Here is a 19,894-nt window from a genome sequence, read left to right as displayed (position 1 = left end):
TTAAAAAATATGAGCTACACTGTTATCTAGTTTTCAAAGAACATACATTTATATATGAGAGATAGTTCTCTCAAAACTGAACAAAACGAAACACGGAAACTTATATTGATGAACAGCGTTCATCAATTCTCCATAGAAAGGAGGTGATCCAGCCGCACCTTCCGATACGGCTACCTTGTTACGACTTCACCCCAATCATCTGTCCCACCTTAGGCGGCTGGCTCCAAAAAGGTTACCCCACCGACTTCGGGTGTTACAAACTCTCGTGGTGTGACGGGCGGTGTGTACAAGGCCCGGGAACGTATTCACCGCGGCATGCTGATCCGCGATTACTAGCGATTCCAGCTTCATGTAGGCGAGTTGCAGCCTACAATCCGAACTGAGAACGGTTTTATGAGATTAGCTCCACCTCGCGGTCTTGCAGCTCTTTGTACCGTCCATTGTAGCACGTGTGTAGCCCAGGTCATAAGGGGCATGATGATTTGACGTCATCCCCACCTTCCTCCGGTTTGTCACCGGCAGTCACCTTAGAGTGCCCAACTTAATGATGGCAACTAAGATCAAGGGTTGCGCTCGTTGCGGGACTTAACCCAACATCTCACGACACGAGCTGACGACAACCATGCACCACCTGTCACTCTGCTCCCGAAGGAGAAGCCCTATCTCTAGGGTTTTCAGAGGATGTCAAGACCTGGTAAGGTTCTTCGCGTTGCTTCGAATTAAACCACATGCTCCACCGCTTGTGCGGGCCCCCGTCAATTCCTTTGAGTTTCAGCCTTGCGGCCGTACTCCCCAGGCGGAGTGCTTAATGCGTTAACTTCAGCACTAAAGGGCGGAAACCCTCTAACACTTAGCACTCATCGTTTACGGCGTGGACTACCAGGGTATCTAATCCTGTTTGCTCCCCACGCTTTCGCGCCTCAGTGTCAGTTACAGACCAGAAAGTCGCCTTCGCCACTGGTGTTCCTCCATATCTCTACGCATTTCACCGCTACACATGGAATTCCACTTTCCTCTTCTGCACTCAAGTCTCCCAGTTTCCAATGACCCTCCACGGTTGAGCCGTGGGCTTTCACATCAGACTTAAGAAACCACCTGCGCGCGCTTTACGCCCAATAATTCCGGATAACGCTTGCCACCTACGTATTACCGCGGCTGCTGGCACGTAGTTAGCCGTGGCTTTCTGGTTAGGTACCGTCAAGGTGCCAGCTTATTCAACTAGCACTTGTTCTTCCCTAACAACAGAGTTTTACGACCCGAAAGCCTTCATCACTCACGCGGCGTTGCTCCGTCAGACTTTCGTCCATTGCGGAAGATTCCCTACTGCTGCCTCCCGTAGGAGTCTGGGCCGTGTCTCAGTCCCAGTGTGGCCGATCACCCTCTCAGGTCGGCTACGCATCGTTGCCTTGGTGAGCCGTTACCTCACCAACTAGCTAATGCGACGCGGGTCCATCCATAAGTGACAGCCGAAGCCGCCTTTCAATTTCGAACCATGCAGTTCAAAATGTTATCCGGTATTAGCCCCGGTTTCCCGGAGTTATCCCAGTCTTATGGGCAGGTTACCCACGTGTTACTCACCCGTCCGCCGCTAACTTCTTGAGAGCAAGCTCTCAATCCATTCGCTCGACTTGCATGTATTAGGCACGCCGCCAGCGTTCATCCTGAGCCAGGATCAAACTCTCCAATAAAGTTAGTTTGTCTAGCATCTAAAAATAAAAATTGACGTTTCACGTTGTTTGTTTCGTTCAGTTTTCAAAGAACTACTTGGTCGCTCATTTGCGACTTCCTTATGTTAACATCTTCATTTTTCAATGTCAACTAAGTTTTTCAATTTCTTTTTTGTCGTTTTCTGCGTTTCCGCATCAGCGACGGTTATTAATATATCATGCAGTATATACAGGGTCAATACTTTTTACAAAAAAATTTCACATCCCGTTAAAAACTTAAAAATCGCTGTAAAAATCATTATAGCACCCATTCATTCTTCATGGCTCCCCTCCTATCCATTTCATATCTTATCCCTTTATCAATTTACACGAGAGTGAAAATTCTAAATTTTATGTTATATTATTATTATAGGAGTGTGGTGAGAATGAGCATTAAGTATTCAAACAAAATCAATAAAATCCGGACCTTTGCATTAAGTTTAGTATTTATCGGCCTCTTCATTGCATACTTAGGTGTCTTTTTCCGCGAAAACATTATTGTTATGACAACGTTTATGATGGTTGGCTTTTTAGCTGTTATCGCTAGCACTGTCGTTTACTTTTGGATTGGTATGTTATCTACTAAGACTATCCAAATTATTTGTCCAAGCTGTGATAAGCCAACAAAAATGCTCGGCCTTGTCGATGCATGTATGCACTGCAATCAACCTTTAACACTAGATCGAGATCTAGAAGGAAAAGAATTTGATGAAAAGTATAATAAGAAGAGTTATAAATCATAAGTATCAAGGGAAATACGAGTTTGCAACACTACAAACGTTTCAACTCATTAAAAAGTTGATTTCTTAAGAAATCAACTTTTTAATTGTTTTATTAAATTTATTACACCTATTTTTTCGAAATAACAGTAAACATCCCTGTCATGTTAGGCGAATAATCTTTAAAATCATATTTTTCGTAGAATGACGTTTTACCTTGCGACGCAAACAAACCAATGAATGCTTTATCTGGAGCATTCTGATTTAAGTATTCTACTAAAGTATTCATTATTTTCTTTCCAATACCATTCTTTTGATACTCTGGATGAACCACTATATCTTGAATATAGAAATAGATAGCCCCATCACCAACAATTCTCCCCATGCCGATGATTTGATTATTATCCTTGACTGTTATACAGTAAATCGAATTTTGAAGTGATATTTCCGCCACCTCAAAGTTCATATAATTAGTCCATCCCACAGAATCACATAAATATTTATATTCTTCCAATGTTGGAATGTCACTTTTAATCTCATATTTCTTCAAAATGTCCCCTCCAAGAATTCATTTCCACCAATACAAAGTAAATTCGACAAACTTTTATCTAACCCTTCTTACTAACTTAGCACTGTAAATCCCGATTAACCTCACGCTAATCCTTATATAATAAAGAAAGAGGCTGACGTATAGCCGTCAGCCTCTTTCTTTATTATATATTACGCCTTATGACACTCTGGACAAACGCCATAAATTTCTAAGCGATGACTATTAATAACGAAGCCTGTCGTTTTTGCAGCTTCCTCTTCAAGTTGTTCCAAACCTCCATAAGGAAAATCAACAATCTTACCACATTTTTCACAAATCACATGATAATGTTGACTTGTAACATAATCAAATCTACTTGAAGCGTCTCCATAAGTTAATTCCTTTACAAGTCCAACCTCTTTAAATACACGTAAGTTATTATAGACAGTTGCAACACTCATATTTGGAAACTTACCTTCTAATGCTTTATAAATGTCATCCGCTGTTGGGTGCGTCATTGATTCCACAAGGTACTCTAAAATAGCATGACGCTGTGGAGTAATGCGTACACCCGTATTTTTCAGCATTTCTAGCGCTTCTTTTAATTCTTCTTTGACCACCGTCATGCACCCCGATTCTATACGGATTATTATTTTATAATTCTTATAAAGAGTGTACTCCTTTTCTTATAAATCGTCAATATTTCTACTATAAGTATGTGGTTTATTTTTATATTCAGGGCTTGTTTTTATGTATCTTTCCCTTTTTCTTCATATATTACATAGAAAAAGGTGCGACATAATCGCACTTGGAATACTATCATCTGAGGAGGTATGCCCTACACTTCCACTTTATGTAAGGCAGTAAAATATGTATAGACACTTGCCTTGTTTCTGCATATTTTATCTCCACTATAGATTTATTTTATATAAGAAAGAACATCCTCAATATGTCCTTTCACTTTCACTTTACGCCACTCTTTCACAAGTTCACCATCTTTATTAATAAGGAATGTAGAACGCTCGATTCCCATATACTCTTTCCCAAAGTTCTTTTTCAGCTTCCAAACATCATATAACTCTGCTACTTTATGATCTTCATCTACTAAAAGTGTAAATGGCAATTCATGTTTCTCAATGAATTTCAAATGTCTATTCGCTGAATCAGGACTTACTCCAAGAATAACCGTATCCTTCTCTTGAAATACTCCATACGCATCACGAAAATCACATGCTTCAGTTGTACATCCTGGCGTCATATCTTTCGGGTAAAAATAGAGAACTACATTTTTACCGCGGAAATCAGCTAGGCTAACTTCTTCTCCGTTACTTCCCTCTAATGTGAATTCTGGTGCCATTTCTCCTACTGTAATCATAGTTATCACTCCTACTCTTTTCCTTTACTATAACAAATGCTTCCTTATTTTTCATTGTCTATTACAGACCTCATCACAAAAGCAAAAGGGAGTGTATATCCAATTAGCGCTTCTGCAATTGCAATCCATCGCCCAATTCCAATCGGAGATATGTCACCATATCCAACAGACAATAAAGTAACTGCGCTAAAATATAAACAAACTTCAACGAGTTGAAAAGAATGAGCGTTCAAACTTTCTCCGTCCTCTTTCAAAACTGCGAAACCCATTTCCTCTAATACAACGTAACTTAATCCAAACGCGATCAGTACTGTTGTATAGATTAAAAATAATGTGGCCAAATTATACAGCGAAAAAAAACGCGTTGAATCTGAATAGGAACTCCATAATAATTGGACACTTTTCAAAATAGCGATTGCTGCAAGTAATAGAATAAATCCCCATAACATGTCCTCCACCTCATTTTATATGTATGAGACGACCATTGGATTTATCCCTTAGAAACAAACAAGCTTCTATAATTAATTCCCAGCACCACGGTACCTTTTTACCCCTTGATTCCAAAGAGTGATTGCAATCGTAAAACAGATAACACCAACAATTGGCGTCGCGAATGCATAACTATTCCATTCTGTTTTTCTTAAAAAGTATGCTGCTGGATATACTCCAACAAACGCAAACGGTAAAACAAACGTTAAAATGAAACGAATTACACGATTATAAATATTAACAGGATAGCGCCCGTAATTACCTATGTTATACATAAGGGGCATAATTGAACTTTTCGCATCTGACCAAAAACCAAGGCTCGCAAGCGTAACAAATATCCCTCCATATACAAGTGCGCCTCCTCCTACCATCAATATAAATAAGAAGAAATCATACCAGTAAAAAGATAATTGTAACTCTACAGCTGCATATCCCATTACAATCATTCCTGTAATGGCCCCAATTAAAGACTCAAGTTCCATTCTTTCTAATATAATTTGAAACAAGCTATGAATCGGTCTCGTTAATATACGATCCATCTCCCCTTTAATAATGTAACGATCATTAAAGTCCCATATGTTAAAGAAAGCTGAGAAAATGGCAAACGGCACTAAAAAGAAACCATAAATAAAGATTACTTCTTCTCTACTCCAGCCTTTTAATGCTTGTGTATGCCCAAACACAACGAGAATAAAGATTAAATTAACAGCCTGTAGTGATAAATCAGAAAGTAATCCAACGATAAAATCGCCCCGATACTCCAATTTTGTTTTTATATATTGGCTTGCATATTGCAAAAATAGTTTTATATATATCATCTCATCATCCCCCTTGTACAATTAGACGTTTTCTCGCCGTTCTCCACATAAGTACAATTGGAATAATAAGGACAATCGCCCAAATTACTTGGAATAATAATGCCTCATACAATTTATTTCCTTGTATACCTTCTGAAAAAATCATACTCGGAATATAACTAATGGCTTGAAACGGTAAAAACATCATTGCCTTTTGGGCCCATAACGGATAAAAACTAATCGGTAATAATAGACCAGAAAATAAATCAATAACAACGCGTTTTGCATACATAATTCCACTATTATTAAATAGGAAGAACGTGAGCATTCCCGTCATTAAATTAATTTGTGTATTAATAATAAAACTAAATATTAGAGACAAGAAGAAATATAACCACGTTTGAAAATTCGTTGTAATTTGCAATGAAAATAATAACGTAACGATAACCATACCTGGAATTGAAAAAAATGCAAAACGAAATATCCCTTCCCCAAGACCTTGCATCACTTTCATCCCTAAATAATTATATGGACGAATCAGTTCTACCGCTACACGTCCTTCTTGAATCTCCATCGCAATTTCCCTATCTATATTATTAAAATAAAAGGCACGTGCCATCCACGCAATTGCGATATACGTAGTCATTTGCGAAATAGATAAACTTTCAATGTTCTCTTTTCCGCTATAAATTGCTTGCCATAAAAAATAATACGCACCGATATTAATCGTATAAATTAAAATCCCGCTATAATAATTTGTGCGATACGCAAGCATCATTAAAAAGCGAATTCGAATCATTTCAATATACTTACCCATGTTTAATACCTTCTTCATAAATGTTACGAATAATTTCCTCTGTAGACACTTCATTAATTTTTAAATCTTTAATTTGAAAGGCTTGTACTACTTTAGAAATAAGCATTGAAATAATAACTTCTTCATTCGGTATTTTTGCAACCCACGCGTTTTCCTCTTTCGCTTTCGACCAAACGACATGACTATCTGGCATAACCATTGATAAAGCCTGATAGGAAACTGGTGCAATAAACTGAAAATGTATTTCCTTCTCTGCTCCCCACTGCGTACGAAGATTATTTAAAGAACCGTCATACATAATATTTCCTTCATCCAGCATGATAACACGCTCACATAATGCTTCAATATCAGTAATATCATGGGTTGTTAATAAAATTGTTGTTTTATAACGTTCATTCATTTCTTTTAAAAATTCACGTATTTTCAATTTCACAAGTACATCTAGCCCAATTGTTGGTTCATCTAAAAATAATAACGGTGGGTTATGAATTAATGCTGCCGCTAATTCACAACGCATTCTTTGACCTAGAGATAACTTTCGAACTGGCTTATCTAATAAAGGACCAATATCTAACGTTTCAATCACGTGTTCCATATGCTCTTTATACTGAGCGTCTGATACACCGTACACTTTTTTTAATAAACGAAAAGATTCTTGTACAGCAATATCCCACCAAAGTTGTGAACGTTGACCGAAAACAACACCAATGGTTCTTACAAATTCTTCTCTCTGCTTATGTGGGTTCATCCCATTTACTAAAATCTCTCCTGATGTCGGAGTCAAAATCCCCGTAAGCATTTTAATTGTTGTTGATTTACCAGCACCGTTCTCACCGATATAACCAACCATCTCACCTTGTTTTACAGTAAAAGATACATCATTTACTGCTGGTACTATTTTATAATTACGATTTAATAAATCGCGAAATGCACCCTTTAAACCCGGACGACTTGAATAGGCTGTAAATTCTTTACGTAACCCTTGTACCTCAATTACCGATTTCATAATCGGACCCCCCTCCTAAATGTCACAACGAATAGTTTACCCAACTGCCTTCTCTATCACAAACAATACGTCTTTTCGAAAAACATGTTAGAATAATACATAGATTTTTGTAAGGAGATGAATGGTAGTGAAATTCACAAAATCAGAAGCATTACATAAAGAAGCTTTAGAACATATCGTTGGCGGCGTTAATAGTCCTTCTCGTTCTTTTAAAGCAGTTGGCGGTGGCGCTCCTGTTGCTATGGAACGTGGAAAAGGTGCTTATTTCTGGGATGTAGACGGAAATAAATATATCGATTATTTAGCAGCATACGGTCCTATTATTACTGGACATGCTCACCCGCACATCACAAAAGCAATTACAACAGCTGCTGAAAATGGTGTACTTTACGGAACACCAACAGCGCTAGAAGTAAAATTTGCAAAAATGTTAAAAGAGGCAATGCCTGCTTTAGATAAAGTACGCTTTGTAAACTCTGGTACTGAAGCAGTAATGACGACAATTCGTGTTGCTCGTGCTTACACAGGCCGCACAAAAATCATGAAATTTGCTGGTTGTTACCACGGTCATTCTGATTTAGTACTTGTAGCAGCTGGATCTGGTCCTTCTACACTAGGAACACCTGACTCAGCCGGCGTACCACAAAGTATCGCTCAAGAAGTTATTACTGTTCCATTTAATAATGTAGAAACTTTAAAAGAAGCGTTAGATAAATGGGGACATGAAGTAGCGGCTATTCTTGTAGAACCGATTGTTGGAAACTTCGGTATTGTAGAGCCAAAATCTGGATTCCTTGAGAAAGTGAATGAACTTGTTCATGAAGCTGGCGCACTAGTAATTTATGATGAAGTTATTACCGCTTTCCGCTTCATGTACGGTGGTGCTCAAGATTTACTTGGCGTAACACCAGACTTAACAGCTCTTGGTAAAGTTATTGGCGGCGGACTTCCAATCGGTGCTTACGGTGGTAAGAAAGAAATTATGGAACAAGTTGCTCCGCTTGGCCCTGCATATCAAGCAGGTACAATGGCAGGAAATCCTGCTTCTATGGCATCTGGTATTGCTTGTCTAGAAGTTCTTCAACAAGAAGGACTTTATGAGAAATTAGATGAACTTGGTGCCATGCTTGAAAAAGGAATTTTAGAGCAAGCTGCAAAACATAATATCGATATTACATTAAACCGCCTAAAAGGCGCTTTAACTGTATACTTCACAACAAATACAATTGAAGATTACGATGCAGCACAAGATACAGACGGTGAAATGTTCGGTAAATTCTTCAAGCTAATGCTTCAAGAAGGAGTTAGCTTAGCACCTTCAAAATACGAGGCATGGTTCTTAACGACAGAACATACAAAAGAAGATATTGAATATACAATTGAAGCTGTAGGCAGAGCATTTGCTGCTTTAGCAGATAGCAAATAATCTCGTCATTAAAAGGAAAAAAGAAAGCACATCTTTCTTTTTTCCTTTTTTCTATTTCATAAATCCCACATTAATAGTATAATTATTCATAATTATCTGTTTTATATTCTTTTACATCATTACTATCTCTGTGTACAAGGTGATTCACACCTTAAATAGTAAGATTATTCTAACTTTTACAAGAGGGGGGATTGACGGATGCTCAATAAAACAAATACATGGACACCGTCTTTATTTCGAGATTATAGAAATGCAGAACATGATGCGTGTGGAATCGTTTCCGTTATGGAGAAACGAAAAATTCCTACAAAAGAAAACATTGACCTTTGCATACAATCACTCGTCAAAATGAATCATAGAGCTGGTTTCATTAATGGCGAGGGCGATGGCATCGGCATTCACATTGATGTACCAAAAACGCTTTGGAATGAAAAACTAAAAAGTAGTGGATATAATCCAACGATTGTGGATCATCCCCACTTTATCGTTGGACATTTTTTTCTAAATAAAAAAGAAAACATTACTGCCTTAAAAGATTATATTCGTACGCAATTAAACAACAAAAACTTTACTATCATTTTCGAAAGTGATGATGCAACAAACTCAGATGCGCTCGGTCCACTCGGTAAACAAGAAGAACCTTTATTTTGGCAAGTTGCCCTTATCGCAGAAAATGAAATTACAAATATTGAGCAAACATTATTTTCTGTCACAATAAAAATAGAGGAAAACGAAGCAATTCATGTTGCTTCATTAAGTCGTGATCATGTTGTATATAAAGTTCTAGGTGCTGGTGATACACTTGTTGCCTACTATAATGATTTACAACATCCACTTATCGCTTCAACTATGACATTAGGACATAACCGCTACTCTACTAATACATTATCTAATTTTTTTCGTGTACAACCATTTAGTATTCTCGGACATAATGGTGAAATTAACACAATCGCAAAATTACGCGATCAAGCTGAAATGATTGATGTACCACTTACTGCTGGAGGCAGTGACTCTCAAGATTTAAACCGCACCTTAGAAACCCTACTTGTTCAATACGACTACAGTTTATTTGAAGCAATGGAAATACTATTTCCACCAATTATTAATGAAATTAAACTTTATGAAACACCTTTACAAGATTTATATACGTATATACGTGAAGCATGGGGACATTTTGCACAAGGACCAGCTGGCATCATTTCCCGTTTTAAAGATGAAGCTGTTTTCAGCGTTGATTCCCTTGGATTACGCCCAGTATGGAAAGTAGAGACAGAAAGCTCTTATATTTTCTCTTCTGAACCTGGAGTTGTATCACCAACTAAATATGTAGCAGAACCAAAGCCACTCGCCCCTGGAGAAAAGGTCGGATTAAAATGGAATGAACAAGATGAACTTGTTCTTTATGAATATGACAAATATCAAATCCAAGTATATAACCGTTTTAAAAAGCGAATTGATACTACCAATTATCATTTAAATTTATCTATCCCTGAAACGCAAAAAATCCAAGGGCTATGTGATTTTGTTCAAGTTGAAACGAAACAATACGTCGCTTTCGGATGGGACCGAGAACATATTCAGCTTCTTGAACAGATGGCAACAAAAGGTGTTGAACCAATACGCTCACTTGGGCATGACTCACCACTTGCCGCACTTGATACTGATAGACGAAATATCGCTGACTTTATTAAAGAAAGTGTAGCTGTTGTTACAAACCCAGCAATTGACCGTGACCGTGAAATTGAACACTTCTCTACACGTACTGTACTTGGAGAGCGTCCAAGTTTATTAAGCGGCGCAAAACGGCCATTTGTAGTTGAAATGCTTTCACCAATTATTTTAGAAGGCAGCGTGGCACAACCTATTGCAGAGGAATTACACACAATTACGTACGAACAACTCACAGCGTTATTTAGGACTCATAACTCTATTGCCACAATCTCTGCTACATTCAGCTCGTCAGAAACCCTGCAATGTGCATTAAGCCGCATTAGTTCTGAAGCGATAGCTGCTGTTAACAATGGTGCTTCCCTACTAGTATTAGATGACGCAAAAGCCCATCTAAATGAACGCTTGTGGATTGATCCACATTTAGTTACCGCGAAAGTACATCAAGAATTAAGTGAAAATAAATTACGCCGCAATTGTTCTCTCGTTATACGTTCTGGTGCCCTTCGCTCCTTACATGACATTGTCACGCTATATGGATTAGGAGCAGATAGTATTAATCCATATTTATTATTCGCGACTGTAAGTGATGGAACAAAAATACCAATTACGAATCTGTATAATGCACTTAATAAAGGATTAGAAAAAGTCATTTCAACAATTGGAATTCATGAGTTACGTGGTTACGGACGTCTCTATTCATCTATTGGGTTACATGAGGGAATTGCAAATATATTACAAATCACAAATTTCTTCGGTTCAAATGATTTAGCTTTTTCACTTGAATCACTTGCTGAAGATGCAAAAATACGAGCAGAGGATTATAACAATCCTAAAATTAGAATGCGAAAATCATTTCATATATTCCCGCGAATTTGGAAAGCAATCGGCGATGTTGCAAAAGGAAATCCTTATGATGACTACCGTGACAAGTTAAGTGAACTAGAAGAGAATAATCCAATCGCAATCAGACACCTTGTTCAAACGAAACAAACAAAACATGTCGTTCCAACTGAAGAAGTATCTATCGGCATTCAAAATCATAATTTACCATTTATTATTAGTTCTATGTCATTTGGTTCTCAAAACGAAATTGCCTTTCGCGCATATGCAGAAGCGGCCGATCAGCTAAATATGATTAGCTTGAACGGTGAAGGCGGCGAAATTAAAGATATGATCGGGAAATACCCACATACACGCGGACAACAAGTGGCATCTGGGCGATTTGGAGTAAATGCCGAACTACTAAACTCATCGAATTTAATTGAAATCAAAATCGGTCAAGGCGCAAAGCCTGGTGAAGGTGGGCATTTACCTGGTTCAAAAGTGACAGCCAAAATCGCTGAAGCACGTAATGCGACAATCGGCTCAGATTTAATTTCACCTTCTAACAACCATGATATTTATTCAATTGAAGATTTAGCTCAAATGATTACCGAAATTAAAACAGCTAATCAACTTGCCAAAGTAGCCGTGAAAGTCCCTGTTGTTCCTAATATCGGAACAATTGCTGTCGGTATCGCCAAAGCTGGTGCTGATTTTATTAACATTAGCGGATTCGATGGTGGAACAGGTGCTGCACGTATTCACGCCTTGCAACATGTAGGTCTTCCTGTAGAAATTGGTGTTAAAGCCGCTCACAACGCTTTATTAGAAGCGAGCATGAGACATAAAGTAGAGATTTGGGCAGATGGTGGTATTCGAAGTGTAAATGATGCCTTGAAAATCATGCTCCTCGGAGCAAACCGTATTGGATTTGGCACACTGTCAATGATTGCAATCGGCTGTACTACTTGCCGTGGGTGCCATCTAGATACTTGCCATGTTGGAATTGCGACACAAATTGAGTCTGAAGCACAGGCAAAAGAACATGGATTACGCCGCTTCGTCCCACGCGAATTAGAAAGCGCAGTTGCTGGCCTGCTAAATTTATTCACCTCTTTCGGTGTAGAACTAAAACGATTAACAGGACAGCTTGGGTATACAAATTTACAAGCAATTGTCGGGCGTTCTGATTTATTAGAGCAAGTTCGGGGCGAAAATTTATTAAACTTATGTAATTTACTACAAATAATAGAACATCCATCTGTTACAACAACAAAAGACGTACCAGAAAAACAATTTAAAACAGTTCATTCCGCTGACTCAAAAGAATTAGTAGGCGTTGGTGTAGAGCAACGCGTTATGGGCGGTCTAGAATCATGTTATCGCGTTCGCAGTAAACTATATGAAGCTACTCAACTTGAACCACTTACATTAAAGTATACGAATGGTTCTATCCCTGGAAATGGGTTAGGTGCTTACAATAGTGAAAATTTATTTATACACGTAAATGGCGGCGCACAAGATGGCATTGGTAAAACTTCCTTTGGTGGTGGTATTTATATAACGAAATCAAAAGGAAAAGACGGAGTATATTATAACGGTTCTGTCGGAAAAGGATTTGGATATGGGGCACAAAAAGGGGCACTATACGTGCAAGGGAACGCTGATGCTCGTGCTGGCATTCGCCTTTCTGGGGCAGACATGATCATTGGAGGTAGAATAACAAAACCACTCCGTGAAAAAGAGCAAGGAAATATAGGTGCATACTCCAATATTAAAGGTTTTGCTTTTGAATATATGACAAATGGGCGAGCGCTTGTTTTAGGTGACCCTGGTCCATGGATTTGCGCTGGCATGACTGGCGGTGTTGTTTATTTGCGTCATGATTCAAACTTAGGCTTAACAGAACAGGCCTTAAAAAGAAGAATTGCAAAAGGGGCAAATGTTACATTACAATCAATTAGTAAAAATGGTTTGAAAGATGTAACTGAATTATTGCTAGACTATATTCGTGTACTAAACGAGCATGAGCAATATGAGGAAGTTGCTTTGTTAACCCCATTATTAGATGATATACAGAACCAGTTTTTTGAAATTATCCCGAAAAAAGAACAGGCAGATCCATCTATCTCAACAGAGTAACATGAGTAATTTTCATTATTAAGAAAAAATTGACGAAGTACACTTCTCATAGTAATCTATAGTAACAATTTGAGACCTGCTGAAATTCAGCAGGTCTTTTTACTAAAAACTGATGTTTAAAAGAAATTAGGAAAAATTATAAAGTGAAACTTTAATTAGCCTACAGCAATTGAGCGTTTACCGGCATCCAGCTACTGAATTTAGAGGCGGGAAACTTACTGTTCACAATTAGCCGGATAAAATGAATACTAATTTCTTTTAACGTCACTAAAATATCACTTGCTAACATATTGTAATGAATGTATAGTATCATGTTGTACATTCATTATGACAAGAGAAAGGATCTTATTAAGGGTATGAAACTTGGTGCTCGCATTTTAAAAACGGGTATTGCCATCACGTTAGCTTTATTTGCTTGTATTTTACTTCAATTACCGAGTCCGGTATTTGCGGGAATTTCAGCTATCTTTGCTGTTCAACCGTCTGTATACCGTTCTTATTTAACCGCACTTGAACAAATTCAAGCAAATGTAATCGGTGCGATATTTGCTATCGCATTTGCTACTGCTTTTGGACATAATCCTTTTATTATTGGATTAACATGTATATTAGTAATTGCTCTTACACTGCAATTACGATTAGAAAACACAATATCAATTGCTTTAGTAACAGTTATCGCCATTATGGAGTATCAAGGCGAAGACTTCTTTAGTTTTGCCTTACTTCGATTTGCGACAATTATGATTGGTATTATTGCGGCTTCACTTGTAAATTTAGTATTTATGCCGCCGAAATATGAAACAAAACTTTATCATCGTATCGTTGATAATACAGAAGAAATTGTAAAATGGATTCGAATGAATAGCAGGCAGGCTTCTGATTTTACAACGCTAAAAACTGATATTGATCGTATGAAAGAAAAAATGATCAAACTAAATCATTACTATTTGCTGTATAAAGAAGAAAGAAGCTACACGAAAAAAGTAAAGTTCGCAAAAATTCGTAAGCTCGTTTTATTCAGACAAATGTTAGCGACAACAAGCCGTGCTTTAAGTACGTTAAAATCATTACACCGTACTGAAAATGAACTACGCTACATGCCGGAAGAATTTCAGGAATCTATCCAAAACGAACTTGATTCATTAACGCATTATCATGAACAAGTTTTATTAAAATTCATTGGTAAAGCAAAAAAACAACAATCAGTTGAAATGCTTGATGAAGTTGAAACAGGTAAACAAGAATTAATTGATATCTTTATGGAATATCAAAACAAGGACGATGAAGAAGCATATAAAACATGGTTACATCTCTTCCCTCTTATTTCTTCCATCATTAACTATAGTGAAGAAGTAGAGCATTTAGATTTACTTGTAGATAGCTTCTACACATACCATAAACCAGAAAAAGAACTCCAAATCGATGATAAAAAAGAAGACGAATAAAAAAGCAGCTCCTTTTATGCTAAAGGAGCTGTTTCTGTTATATGTTGAAGTTGATATAAATTATAATAAAATCCTCTTTTTCGCATTAACTCTTCATGAGAACCGGTTTCTTTAATCTGACCGTCTTCAATGTAAATGATCGTATCAACATGCGTAATTGTCGCTAATCGATGTGCAATTATAATCGTTGTCCGGTCAGCAGCTAACGTCTGAAGCGCCTCTTGAATATACCTTTCATTTTCTAAATCTAAAGCCGAAGTTGCTTCATCCAATATAAGTACCGACGGATTCTTTAGAAATACGCGTGCAATTGCCACGCGTTGCCTTTGCCCACCCGATAGCTTCACACCACGTTCTCCAACGACAGTATTATAACCATCTGGTAAATCTATAATAAAATCATGAATTTGCGCAGCTTTGGCAGCTGCAATCACTTCTTTCTCTGTAGCTTTCGGATTTCCATATAAAATATTAGCTTCAATTGTATCGCTAAACAATAAATTATCTTGCAGTACAATTCCAATATTACTACGTAAATTTCTCATATTATACTTCCTTACATCTATGCCATCTACATAAACCGTGCCTTCAGAAACATCATAGAAACGCGGGATCAAACTAGCAAGAGATGACTTCCCTCCTCCACTCGCTCCTACAAGCGCTACTTTCTCTCCAGACTGCATAGTTAATGACAAGTTGTGTAATATCTCTTTTTCATCTGCATTATAACGAAAAGAAACATTATCAAATACAATTTCTCCATTTAATTTTTCCGTTTGTATCGCATTTGGCACATTAACAATATCGTATTTTTCATCTAACAGTTCAAACACACGATCCATCGATGCAAAAGATTGTGTCAATGTTGTAGATGAATTAACAAGGCGGCGAAGCGGACTATATAAACTATCCATATATCCAACAAAGGCTACCATCGTCCCTAGCGTTAACTGCCCCTGAATTACTTCATATGCTGCAAAACCAATCACAAGTAACGGACCTAAATCGGTTAACGTATTTACTGCCGAAAATGTTCTCGCCGTCCAACTTGTATGGTTTAATGCTTTCGTTAAAAATTCATTATTTCTTTTTTCAAACTGCTTCCCCTCATACTCTTCTAACGCAAAGCTACGTGTCACTTGCATTCCTTGAATACGTTCATGCAAATACCCTTGCATCGTCGCTAACGCTTGTGAACGCTCTTTCGTCAATTTCCGAAGACATCCGAAAAAATATTTCACTGCTATTACATAAATAGGTAAAATCAATAACGCAACAAATGTTAATTTTATATTCATAGAAAACATAACAATGATAGCGATAGCAATTGTTGCAGTATCTAACCAGACGTTCATCAAACCTGTAATTACAAAATCTTTCGTTTGTTCTACATCATGGATGACCCGTGAAATAATCTCCCCTGTTTTCGTATTCGAATAATAACGTAAGCTTAACTTTTGTAAGTGACCGAAAATATGCTTCCGCAAATCATACAGTATTGTATTTGCGATACGTTGCGCGAAATATTGACGATAATATTCAATCGGTGGTCTTAATACCGCAAAAATAAAAAAAGCAATTCCAATCGCTGTTATTAATTGAGATGTTTTATCTTGAAGTGAACCCGCCCCTTGAATTACATCATCGATAATATACTTTAATAACCACGGCATAATAAGTGGAATACCGAACTTAACTAGTCCAATAATAATTGTAATAGCAATAAGCCATCGATATGGTTTAACAAATTGTAAATATCTTTTTATGCCCTGCACATAATCCCCCCTCTAATAGGACAAACCTGCCGGGAAATTCCCTGCAGGTTTGTTTTAATTTCTGTACATTAAATATCGTTCATACCACATATCTACGAAATCTGGTGCGAATGGACCTTTTCTTTGATGAATCCACTGTGTTAAATGTGCTACATTTCGTTTTAAAATTGTATCTATAACAGGTGGATACTGCATAATTTGACTATGTTTTTCATACTCATCTTCATCTAGAAGCGTATATGTCATATCTGGATACACTTTAATATCTAAATCATAATCAATATACTTTAATGCTTCAGAATCATACGCAAAAGGTGAGCTTAAATTGCAATAATAATATACGCCATCCTCCCTAAGCATCCCAATCACATTAAACCAATAGTTAGCATGAAAATAACAAATTGCTGGTTCGCGCGTAATCCATGTTCGACCATCTGATTCTGTAACTACTGTACGATCATTCGCTCCGATCACAAGACTCTGTGTTCCTTTTAAAATTGTTGTTTCTTCCCACATTCTATGAATGGAGCCATTATGTTTATAACTATGTATTTGTACTTTTTCTCCTTCTTTGGGAAATCCCATATATGCTCCCTTCTTTCAACTGCAAATGCCCTTTGAACGGCATTCACTTTTTTTCTATTATAACTTTTTTGTCAAAATTTTAAAACTAAAGGGATAAGACTCTATTTTCCACACTGAATATGCAGGAGGTTTATCGTTGAATACAATAATCCCCAATCTTCTCAGGGAACAAGGATTGTATTGTATTATTTATAAAGTGAAACTTTAATCAGCCCTCACCTAACTTCTTTGCTTTCGCTGAATTTTGAGGTGGGGGTCTTACTGCCCGGCAAATAGCGGGATAAACGAGGACATGTAATAAAAAAAGCCCTTCTCTATTTGAAGGACTTTTCACCTGAGACAATGATATATCTTATCCTAAATTTGAAATCATTTTTTCAGTTGCAAAAGATTGGATTACACTATTTGTTTGTTCTTCAAATTTCTCATGTAACATCTTCAACGCTACTTCTGTTCTATATATTTCCTGACGGATAAAATGCAGTTCCTTTTTATCGCACATATCTTTTTCATTCATTTCAATTTGTTGATACTTCTCTAGATGTGCTTGTAACTTTAACAACTCATCCATCGTTTCTAATTGCTCCCCTACCAACTTATCAAAATCGTTCATTACTTACCCCCTTTGGACTTATTCATCAGTTATTATTCCTAATTACATATTTCTAATTGTTAACTTCCTTTTCCTTTGACTACATTTGTTGACTTATTAGAAGTTATGTCGTTCATTTTCTTTTCATTACAAAGATCCACACACAAAGAAAACACTTCTCTCGAATTGGAGAAGTGTTTTTCTTTCATTACTCGTTTGAACTAGAAGATTGTGATTGTTTTGCAGCTGACTTAGCATTTTGTTTTTTCACAGCATGCACGTCTGTTTCAGTTGCAAATTCTGTACCATAGCTAGCGTTTGCACTTTGTGCACCAGAAGCTTGTGCTTTCTTTGCTTCTGATTGTGCGTTTGCTTGTTTTACTGCTTGTACATTTGTTTCAGTCGCAAACTCTGTACCATAACTAGCATTTGTACTTTGAATGCTAGCACCAGAAGTTGCCTTGTTATAACCTTGTTGTTTTTTACTCATCTTTCTCACCTCCACAACCAATAATGTAACCAATTCACTTAGAGGCTATCCGTAATTTTATTTTGAATAATTTCCGCATATATCTTTTGTTACTTATTCAAACTATAAGAAATGGAGGTGGAAATATGTATATAGGACGCGATATGACTGAACTAACAATGGTTTCAAAACATGAATGGAAAGAAGATGAATTAGCTTATTTTCATCACTCACTACAACAGATTCTGCCTTATTTAAATGCAGAAGGTCAAAGTATTTACAAAGAAATTGTAGTAGAAATTGAATCAAGAGGCGGCTTACAAGAAGGTGAAGCTAGTTGGACTCATGGGACAAAAATTTCTTACGACTAAAAAAGTGTTCCCTAGATTGGGAACACTTTTTTATTTATTGTATTGTAATTTTCTCCACGCAATTTTCGTAAATAGTACGATGCGATTTCGAAAAAGGTAATTGCTCAAATGCTTCTTTCGATACAAATTTCAATGTATCTGTATCAACAATATTGCCAGTTACCTTTCCATAAAATACAAATATATCCCAAGTACGATGTGTAAACGTATGTTGTACATTCATTGCATATTCATCAATAGAAACCGCGAGTTCAAATTTTTCTTTCATATAATCTATAAGCTGTTCCTTCTGATTTCGAATACCTTCTCCAAGTTCAGCATTAGGAAACTCCCACATATTAGCTAACAAACCTGTACTTGGACGTTTATTAATAACGTAACGACCGTCTTCAGTTTGAAGTACTCCTGCAACAATAGGTACCATTTTAGGAGCTTTCGCTTTACTTTTTACTGGTAATTCTTTTTGAACACCTTCAGCATATCCTCTGCAATGCTCACGTACAGGACAAAGTAAGCACGATGGATTTTTAGGAATACAAATCAGTGCACCTAATTCCATCAATCCCTGATTAAAATAAGATGGGTTTTCTACTGAAATAATTTCACGCACAATCTCTTCAAAAACTTTTCGAGTCTTCGGTTTTGCAATATCATCCCATACTGATAAAATGCGAGATAATACACGCATAACATTTCCATCAACTGCCGGCTCTGGTATACCATATGCAATACTTAAAATAGCACCTTTTGTATATGGTCCGACTCCTTTTAACTTTTCAATTTTCTTTACATCACTTGGTACAACCCCGCCGTATACTTCTTTTACCTCTTTTACTGCCGCATGTAAATTACGTGCTCTAGAATAATATCCTAAACCTTCCCATGCTTTTAATACTTCTTCATCATCTGCGTTCGCTAACGCTTCAAGTGTAGGAAACTTCCCCATAAAATTTGCGTAATATGGTTTTACGGCTTCTACTCTTGTTTGCTGTAACATAATCTCAGAAACCCAAACGCGGTATGGATCTTTATTTTTTCTCCATGGTAAGTCGCGCTGCTCCTCTTCAAACCAACCAATTAAATCATTTTGAAACTGCTCTATATTAAATTTTTTTAGTATTTCAAGTGTCAAACTTGATCCCCCTCATTTTTTTGCAT

At 37.1% G+C, this 19,894-nt stretch carries 17 protein-coding genes and 1 rRNA gene; 5 read left to right on the top strand and 13 right to left on the bottom strand.

Annotated features, from left to right (window positions below; all coding sequences use genetic code 11):
- Nucleotides 1-136: 136 nt before the first annotated feature.
- Nucleotides 137-1,688, bottom strand: a 16S ribosomal RNA gene (locus NZ044_RS02910).
- Nucleotides 1,689-2,092: 404 nt separating this feature from the next.
- On the opposite strand from NZ044_RS02910, the gene NZ044_RS02905 reads away from it, so the two are divergent.
- The gene (locus tag NZ044_RS02905; RefSeq protein ID WP_098506745.1) at nt 2,093-2,449 is read left to right on the top strand and encodes a YgzB family protein; all 357 of its coding nucleotides are present in this window, start codon (nt 2,093-2,095) and stop codon (nt 2,447-2,449) included.
- A gap of 106 nt (nt 2,450-2,555) precedes the next feature.
- Here NZ044_RS02905 and NZ044_RS02900 read toward each other — a convergent pair whose 3' ends face one another.
- The 7 genes from NZ044_RS02900 to NZ044_RS02870 all read right to left on the bottom strand — a co-directional run bounded on the left by NZ044_RS02900 (nt 2,556) and on the right by NZ044_RS02870 (nt 7,438).
- Entirely contained in the window at nt 2,556-2,975 is a 420-nt protein-coding gene (locus NZ044_RS02900; protein ID WP_000759743.1) for a GNAT family N-acetyltransferase, read from the bottom strand.
- 170 nt (nt 2,976-3,145) lie between these two features.
- Nucleotides 3,146-3,574 carry a peroxide-responsive transcriptional repressor PerR gene (perR, locus tag NZ044_RS02895; RefSeq protein WP_000237831.1) on the bottom strand — a complete coding sequence of 143 codons (429 nt, stop codon included), beginning with the start codon at nt 3,572-3,574 and terminating at the stop codon, nt 3,146-3,148.
- A 299-nt stretch (nt 3,575-3,873) separates the two neighbouring features.
- Nucleotides 3,874-4,329 carry a thioredoxin-dependent thiol peroxidase gene (gene bcp, locus NZ044_RS02890; protein WP_000633711.1) on the bottom strand — a complete coding sequence of 152 codons (456 nt, stop codon included), beginning with the start codon at nt 4,327-4,329 and terminating at the stop codon, nt 3,874-3,876.
- A gap of 44 nt (nt 4,330-4,373) precedes the next feature.
- A complete protein-coding gene (locus tag NZ044_RS02885; protein ID WP_000964360.1) occupies nt 4,374-4,778 on the bottom strand; it encodes a potassium channel family protein in 405 nt (134 codons plus the stop codon).
- A gap of 72 nt (nt 4,779-4,850) precedes the next feature.
- A complete protein-coding gene (locus NZ044_RS02880) occupies nt 4,851-5,636 on the bottom strand; it encodes an ABC transporter permease (protein ID WP_000639350.1) in 786 nt (261 codons plus the stop codon).
- A 4-nt stretch (nt 5,637-5,640) separates the two neighbouring features.
- Entirely contained in the window at nt 5,641-6,432 is a 792-nt protein-coding gene (locus tag NZ044_RS02875) for an ABC transporter permease (RefSeq protein WP_000521515.1), read from the bottom strand.
- On the bottom strand, nt 6,425-7,438 hold the full coding sequence (locus NZ044_RS02870) for an ABC transporter ATP-binding protein (protein WP_000843649.1): 1,014 nt from the start codon (nt 7,436-7,438) through the stop codon (nt 6,425-6,427). The genes NZ044_RS02875 and NZ044_RS02870 overlap by 8 nt, the downstream gene beginning before the upstream one ends.
- Nucleotides 7,439-7,559: 121 nt before the next feature.
- Here NZ044_RS02870 and hemL point away from each other — a divergent pair, with 121 nt between their 5' ends.
- From hemL to NZ044_RS02855, 3 genes are all read left to right on the top strand, one after another.
- Nucleotides 7,560-8,864 carry a glutamate-1-semialdehyde-2,1-aminomutase gene (gene hemL / locus NZ044_RS02865; RefSeq protein WP_142918982.1) on the top strand — a complete coding sequence of 435 codons (1,305 nt, stop codon included), beginning with the start codon at nt 7,560-7,562 and terminating at the stop codon, nt 8,862-8,864.
- A 198-nt stretch (nt 8,865-9,062) separates the two neighbouring features.
- Complete coding sequence (locus NZ044_RS02860; protein WP_098506746.1) at nt 9,063-13,499, top strand: glutamate synthase-related protein; 4,437 nt, start codon at nt 9,063-9,065, stop codon at nt 13,497-13,499.
- Between the two features lie 356 nt (nt 13,500-13,855).
- Complete coding sequence (locus tag NZ044_RS02855) at nt 13,856-14,944, top strand: aromatic acid exporter family protein (RefSeq protein ID WP_000765787.1); 1,089 nt, start codon at nt 13,856-13,858, stop codon at nt 14,942-14,944.
- 14 nt (nt 14,945-14,958) lie between these two features.
- Here NZ044_RS02855 and NZ044_RS02850 read toward each other — a convergent pair whose 3' ends face one another.
- The 4 genes from NZ044_RS02850 to NZ044_RS02835 form a co-directional block, all read right to left on the bottom strand.
- Nucleotides 14,959-16,719 (bottom strand): ABC transporter ATP-binding protein, encoded by a 1,761-nt coding sequence (locus NZ044_RS02850; protein ID WP_098506747.1) that lies wholly within the window; start codon nt 16,717-16,719, stop codon nt 14,959-14,961.
- A 54-nt stretch (nt 16,720-16,773) separates the two neighbouring features.
- The gene (gene ntdP, locus NZ044_RS02845) at nt 16,774-17,304 is read right to left on the bottom strand and encodes a nucleoside tri-diphosphate phosphatase (RefSeq protein ID WP_000506625.1); all 531 of its coding nucleotides are present in this window, start codon (nt 17,302-17,304) and stop codon (nt 16,774-16,776) included.
- A gap of 352 nt (nt 17,305-17,656) precedes the next feature.
- A complete protein-coding gene (locus NZ044_RS02840; protein ID WP_000997574.1) occupies nt 17,657-17,917 on the bottom strand; it encodes a YgaB family protein in 261 nt (86 codons plus the stop codon).
- A gap of 187 nt (nt 17,918-18,104) precedes the next feature.
- Complete coding sequence (locus NZ044_RS02835; protein ID WP_000039034.1) at nt 18,105-18,386, bottom strand: gamma-type small acid-soluble spore protein; 282 nt, start codon at nt 18,384-18,386, stop codon at nt 18,105-18,107.
- 125 nt (nt 18,387-18,511) lie between these two features.
- Here NZ044_RS02835 and NZ044_RS02830 point away from each other — a divergent pair, with 125 nt between their 5' ends.
- Nucleotides 18,512-18,736: a hypothetical protein gene (locus NZ044_RS02830; protein WP_000275441.1), complete on the top strand. Its 225-nt coding sequence runs from the start codon at nt 18,512-18,514 to the stop codon at nt 18,734-18,736.
- Nucleotides 18,737-18,770: 34 nt separating this feature from the next.
- Here NZ044_RS02830 and mutY read toward each other — a convergent pair whose 3' ends face one another.
- Nucleotides 18,771-19,868, bottom strand: coding sequence for an A/G-specific adenine glycosylase (gene mutY / locus NZ044_RS02825; protein ID WP_000171380.1), 1,098 nt, complete (start codon nt 19,866-19,868; stop codon nt 18,771-18,773).
- Nucleotides 19,869-19,894 lie beyond the last annotated feature (26 nt).

Source organism: Bacillus sp. FSL K6-1338 (assembly GCF_038006965.1).
GTDB classification, from domain to species: domain Bacteria; phylum Bacillota; class Bacilli; order Bacillales; family Bacillaceae_G; genus Bacillus_A; species Bacillus_A thuringiensis_S.
This window is presented reverse-complemented; position numbering and strand designations above follow the sequence as displayed.

Coding starts and splice junctions, on each gene's coding strand:
- NZ044_RS02875 (WP_000521515.1), bottom strand. CDS start 6,432: ATGGGTAAGTATATTGAAATGATTCGAATTCGCTTTTTAATGATGCTT.
- NZ044_RS02855 (WP_000765787.1), top strand. CDS start 13,856: ATGAAACTTGGTGCTCGCATTTTAAAAACGGGTATTGCCATCACGTTA.
- bcp (WP_000633711.1), bottom strand. CDS start 4,329: ATGATTACAGTAGGAGAAATGGCACCAGAATTCACATTAGAGGGAAGT.
- NZ044_RS02860 (WP_098506746.1), top strand. CDS start 9,063: ATGCTCAATAAAACAAATACATGGACACCGTCTTTATTTCGAGATTAT.
- NZ044_RS02830 (WP_000275441.1), top strand. CDS start 18,512: ATGTATATAGGACGCGATATGACTGAACTAACAATGGTTTCAAAACAT.
- NZ044_RS02870 (WP_000843649.1), bottom strand. CDS start 7,438: ATGAAATCGGTAATTGAGGTACAAGGGTTACGTAAAGAATTTACAGCC.
- NZ044_RS02835 (WP_000039034.1), bottom strand. CDS start 18,386: ATGAGTAAAAAACAACAAGGTTATAACAAGGCAACTTCTGGTGCTAGC.
- NZ044_RS02840 (WP_000997574.1), bottom strand. CDS start 17,917: ATGAACGATTTTGATAAGTTGGTAGGGGAGCAATTAGAAACGATGGAT.
- NZ044_RS02880 (WP_000639350.1), bottom strand. CDS start 5,636: ATGATATATATAAAACTATTTTTGCAATATGCAAGCCAATATATAAAA.
- hemL (WP_142918982.1), top strand. CDS start 7,560: ATGGTAGTGAAATTCACAAAATCAGAAGCATTACATAAAGAAGCTTTA.
- ntdP (WP_000506625.1), bottom strand. CDS start 17,304: ATGGGATTTCCCAAAGAAGGAGAAAAAGTACAAATACATAGTTATAAA.
- NZ044_RS02885 (WP_000964360.1), bottom strand. CDS start 4,778: ATGTTATGGGGATTTATTCTATTACTTGCAGCAATCGCTATTTTGAAA.
- NZ044_RS02905 (WP_098506745.1), top strand. CDS start 2,093: ATGAGCATTAAGTATTCAAACAAAATCAATAAAATCCGGACCTTTGCA.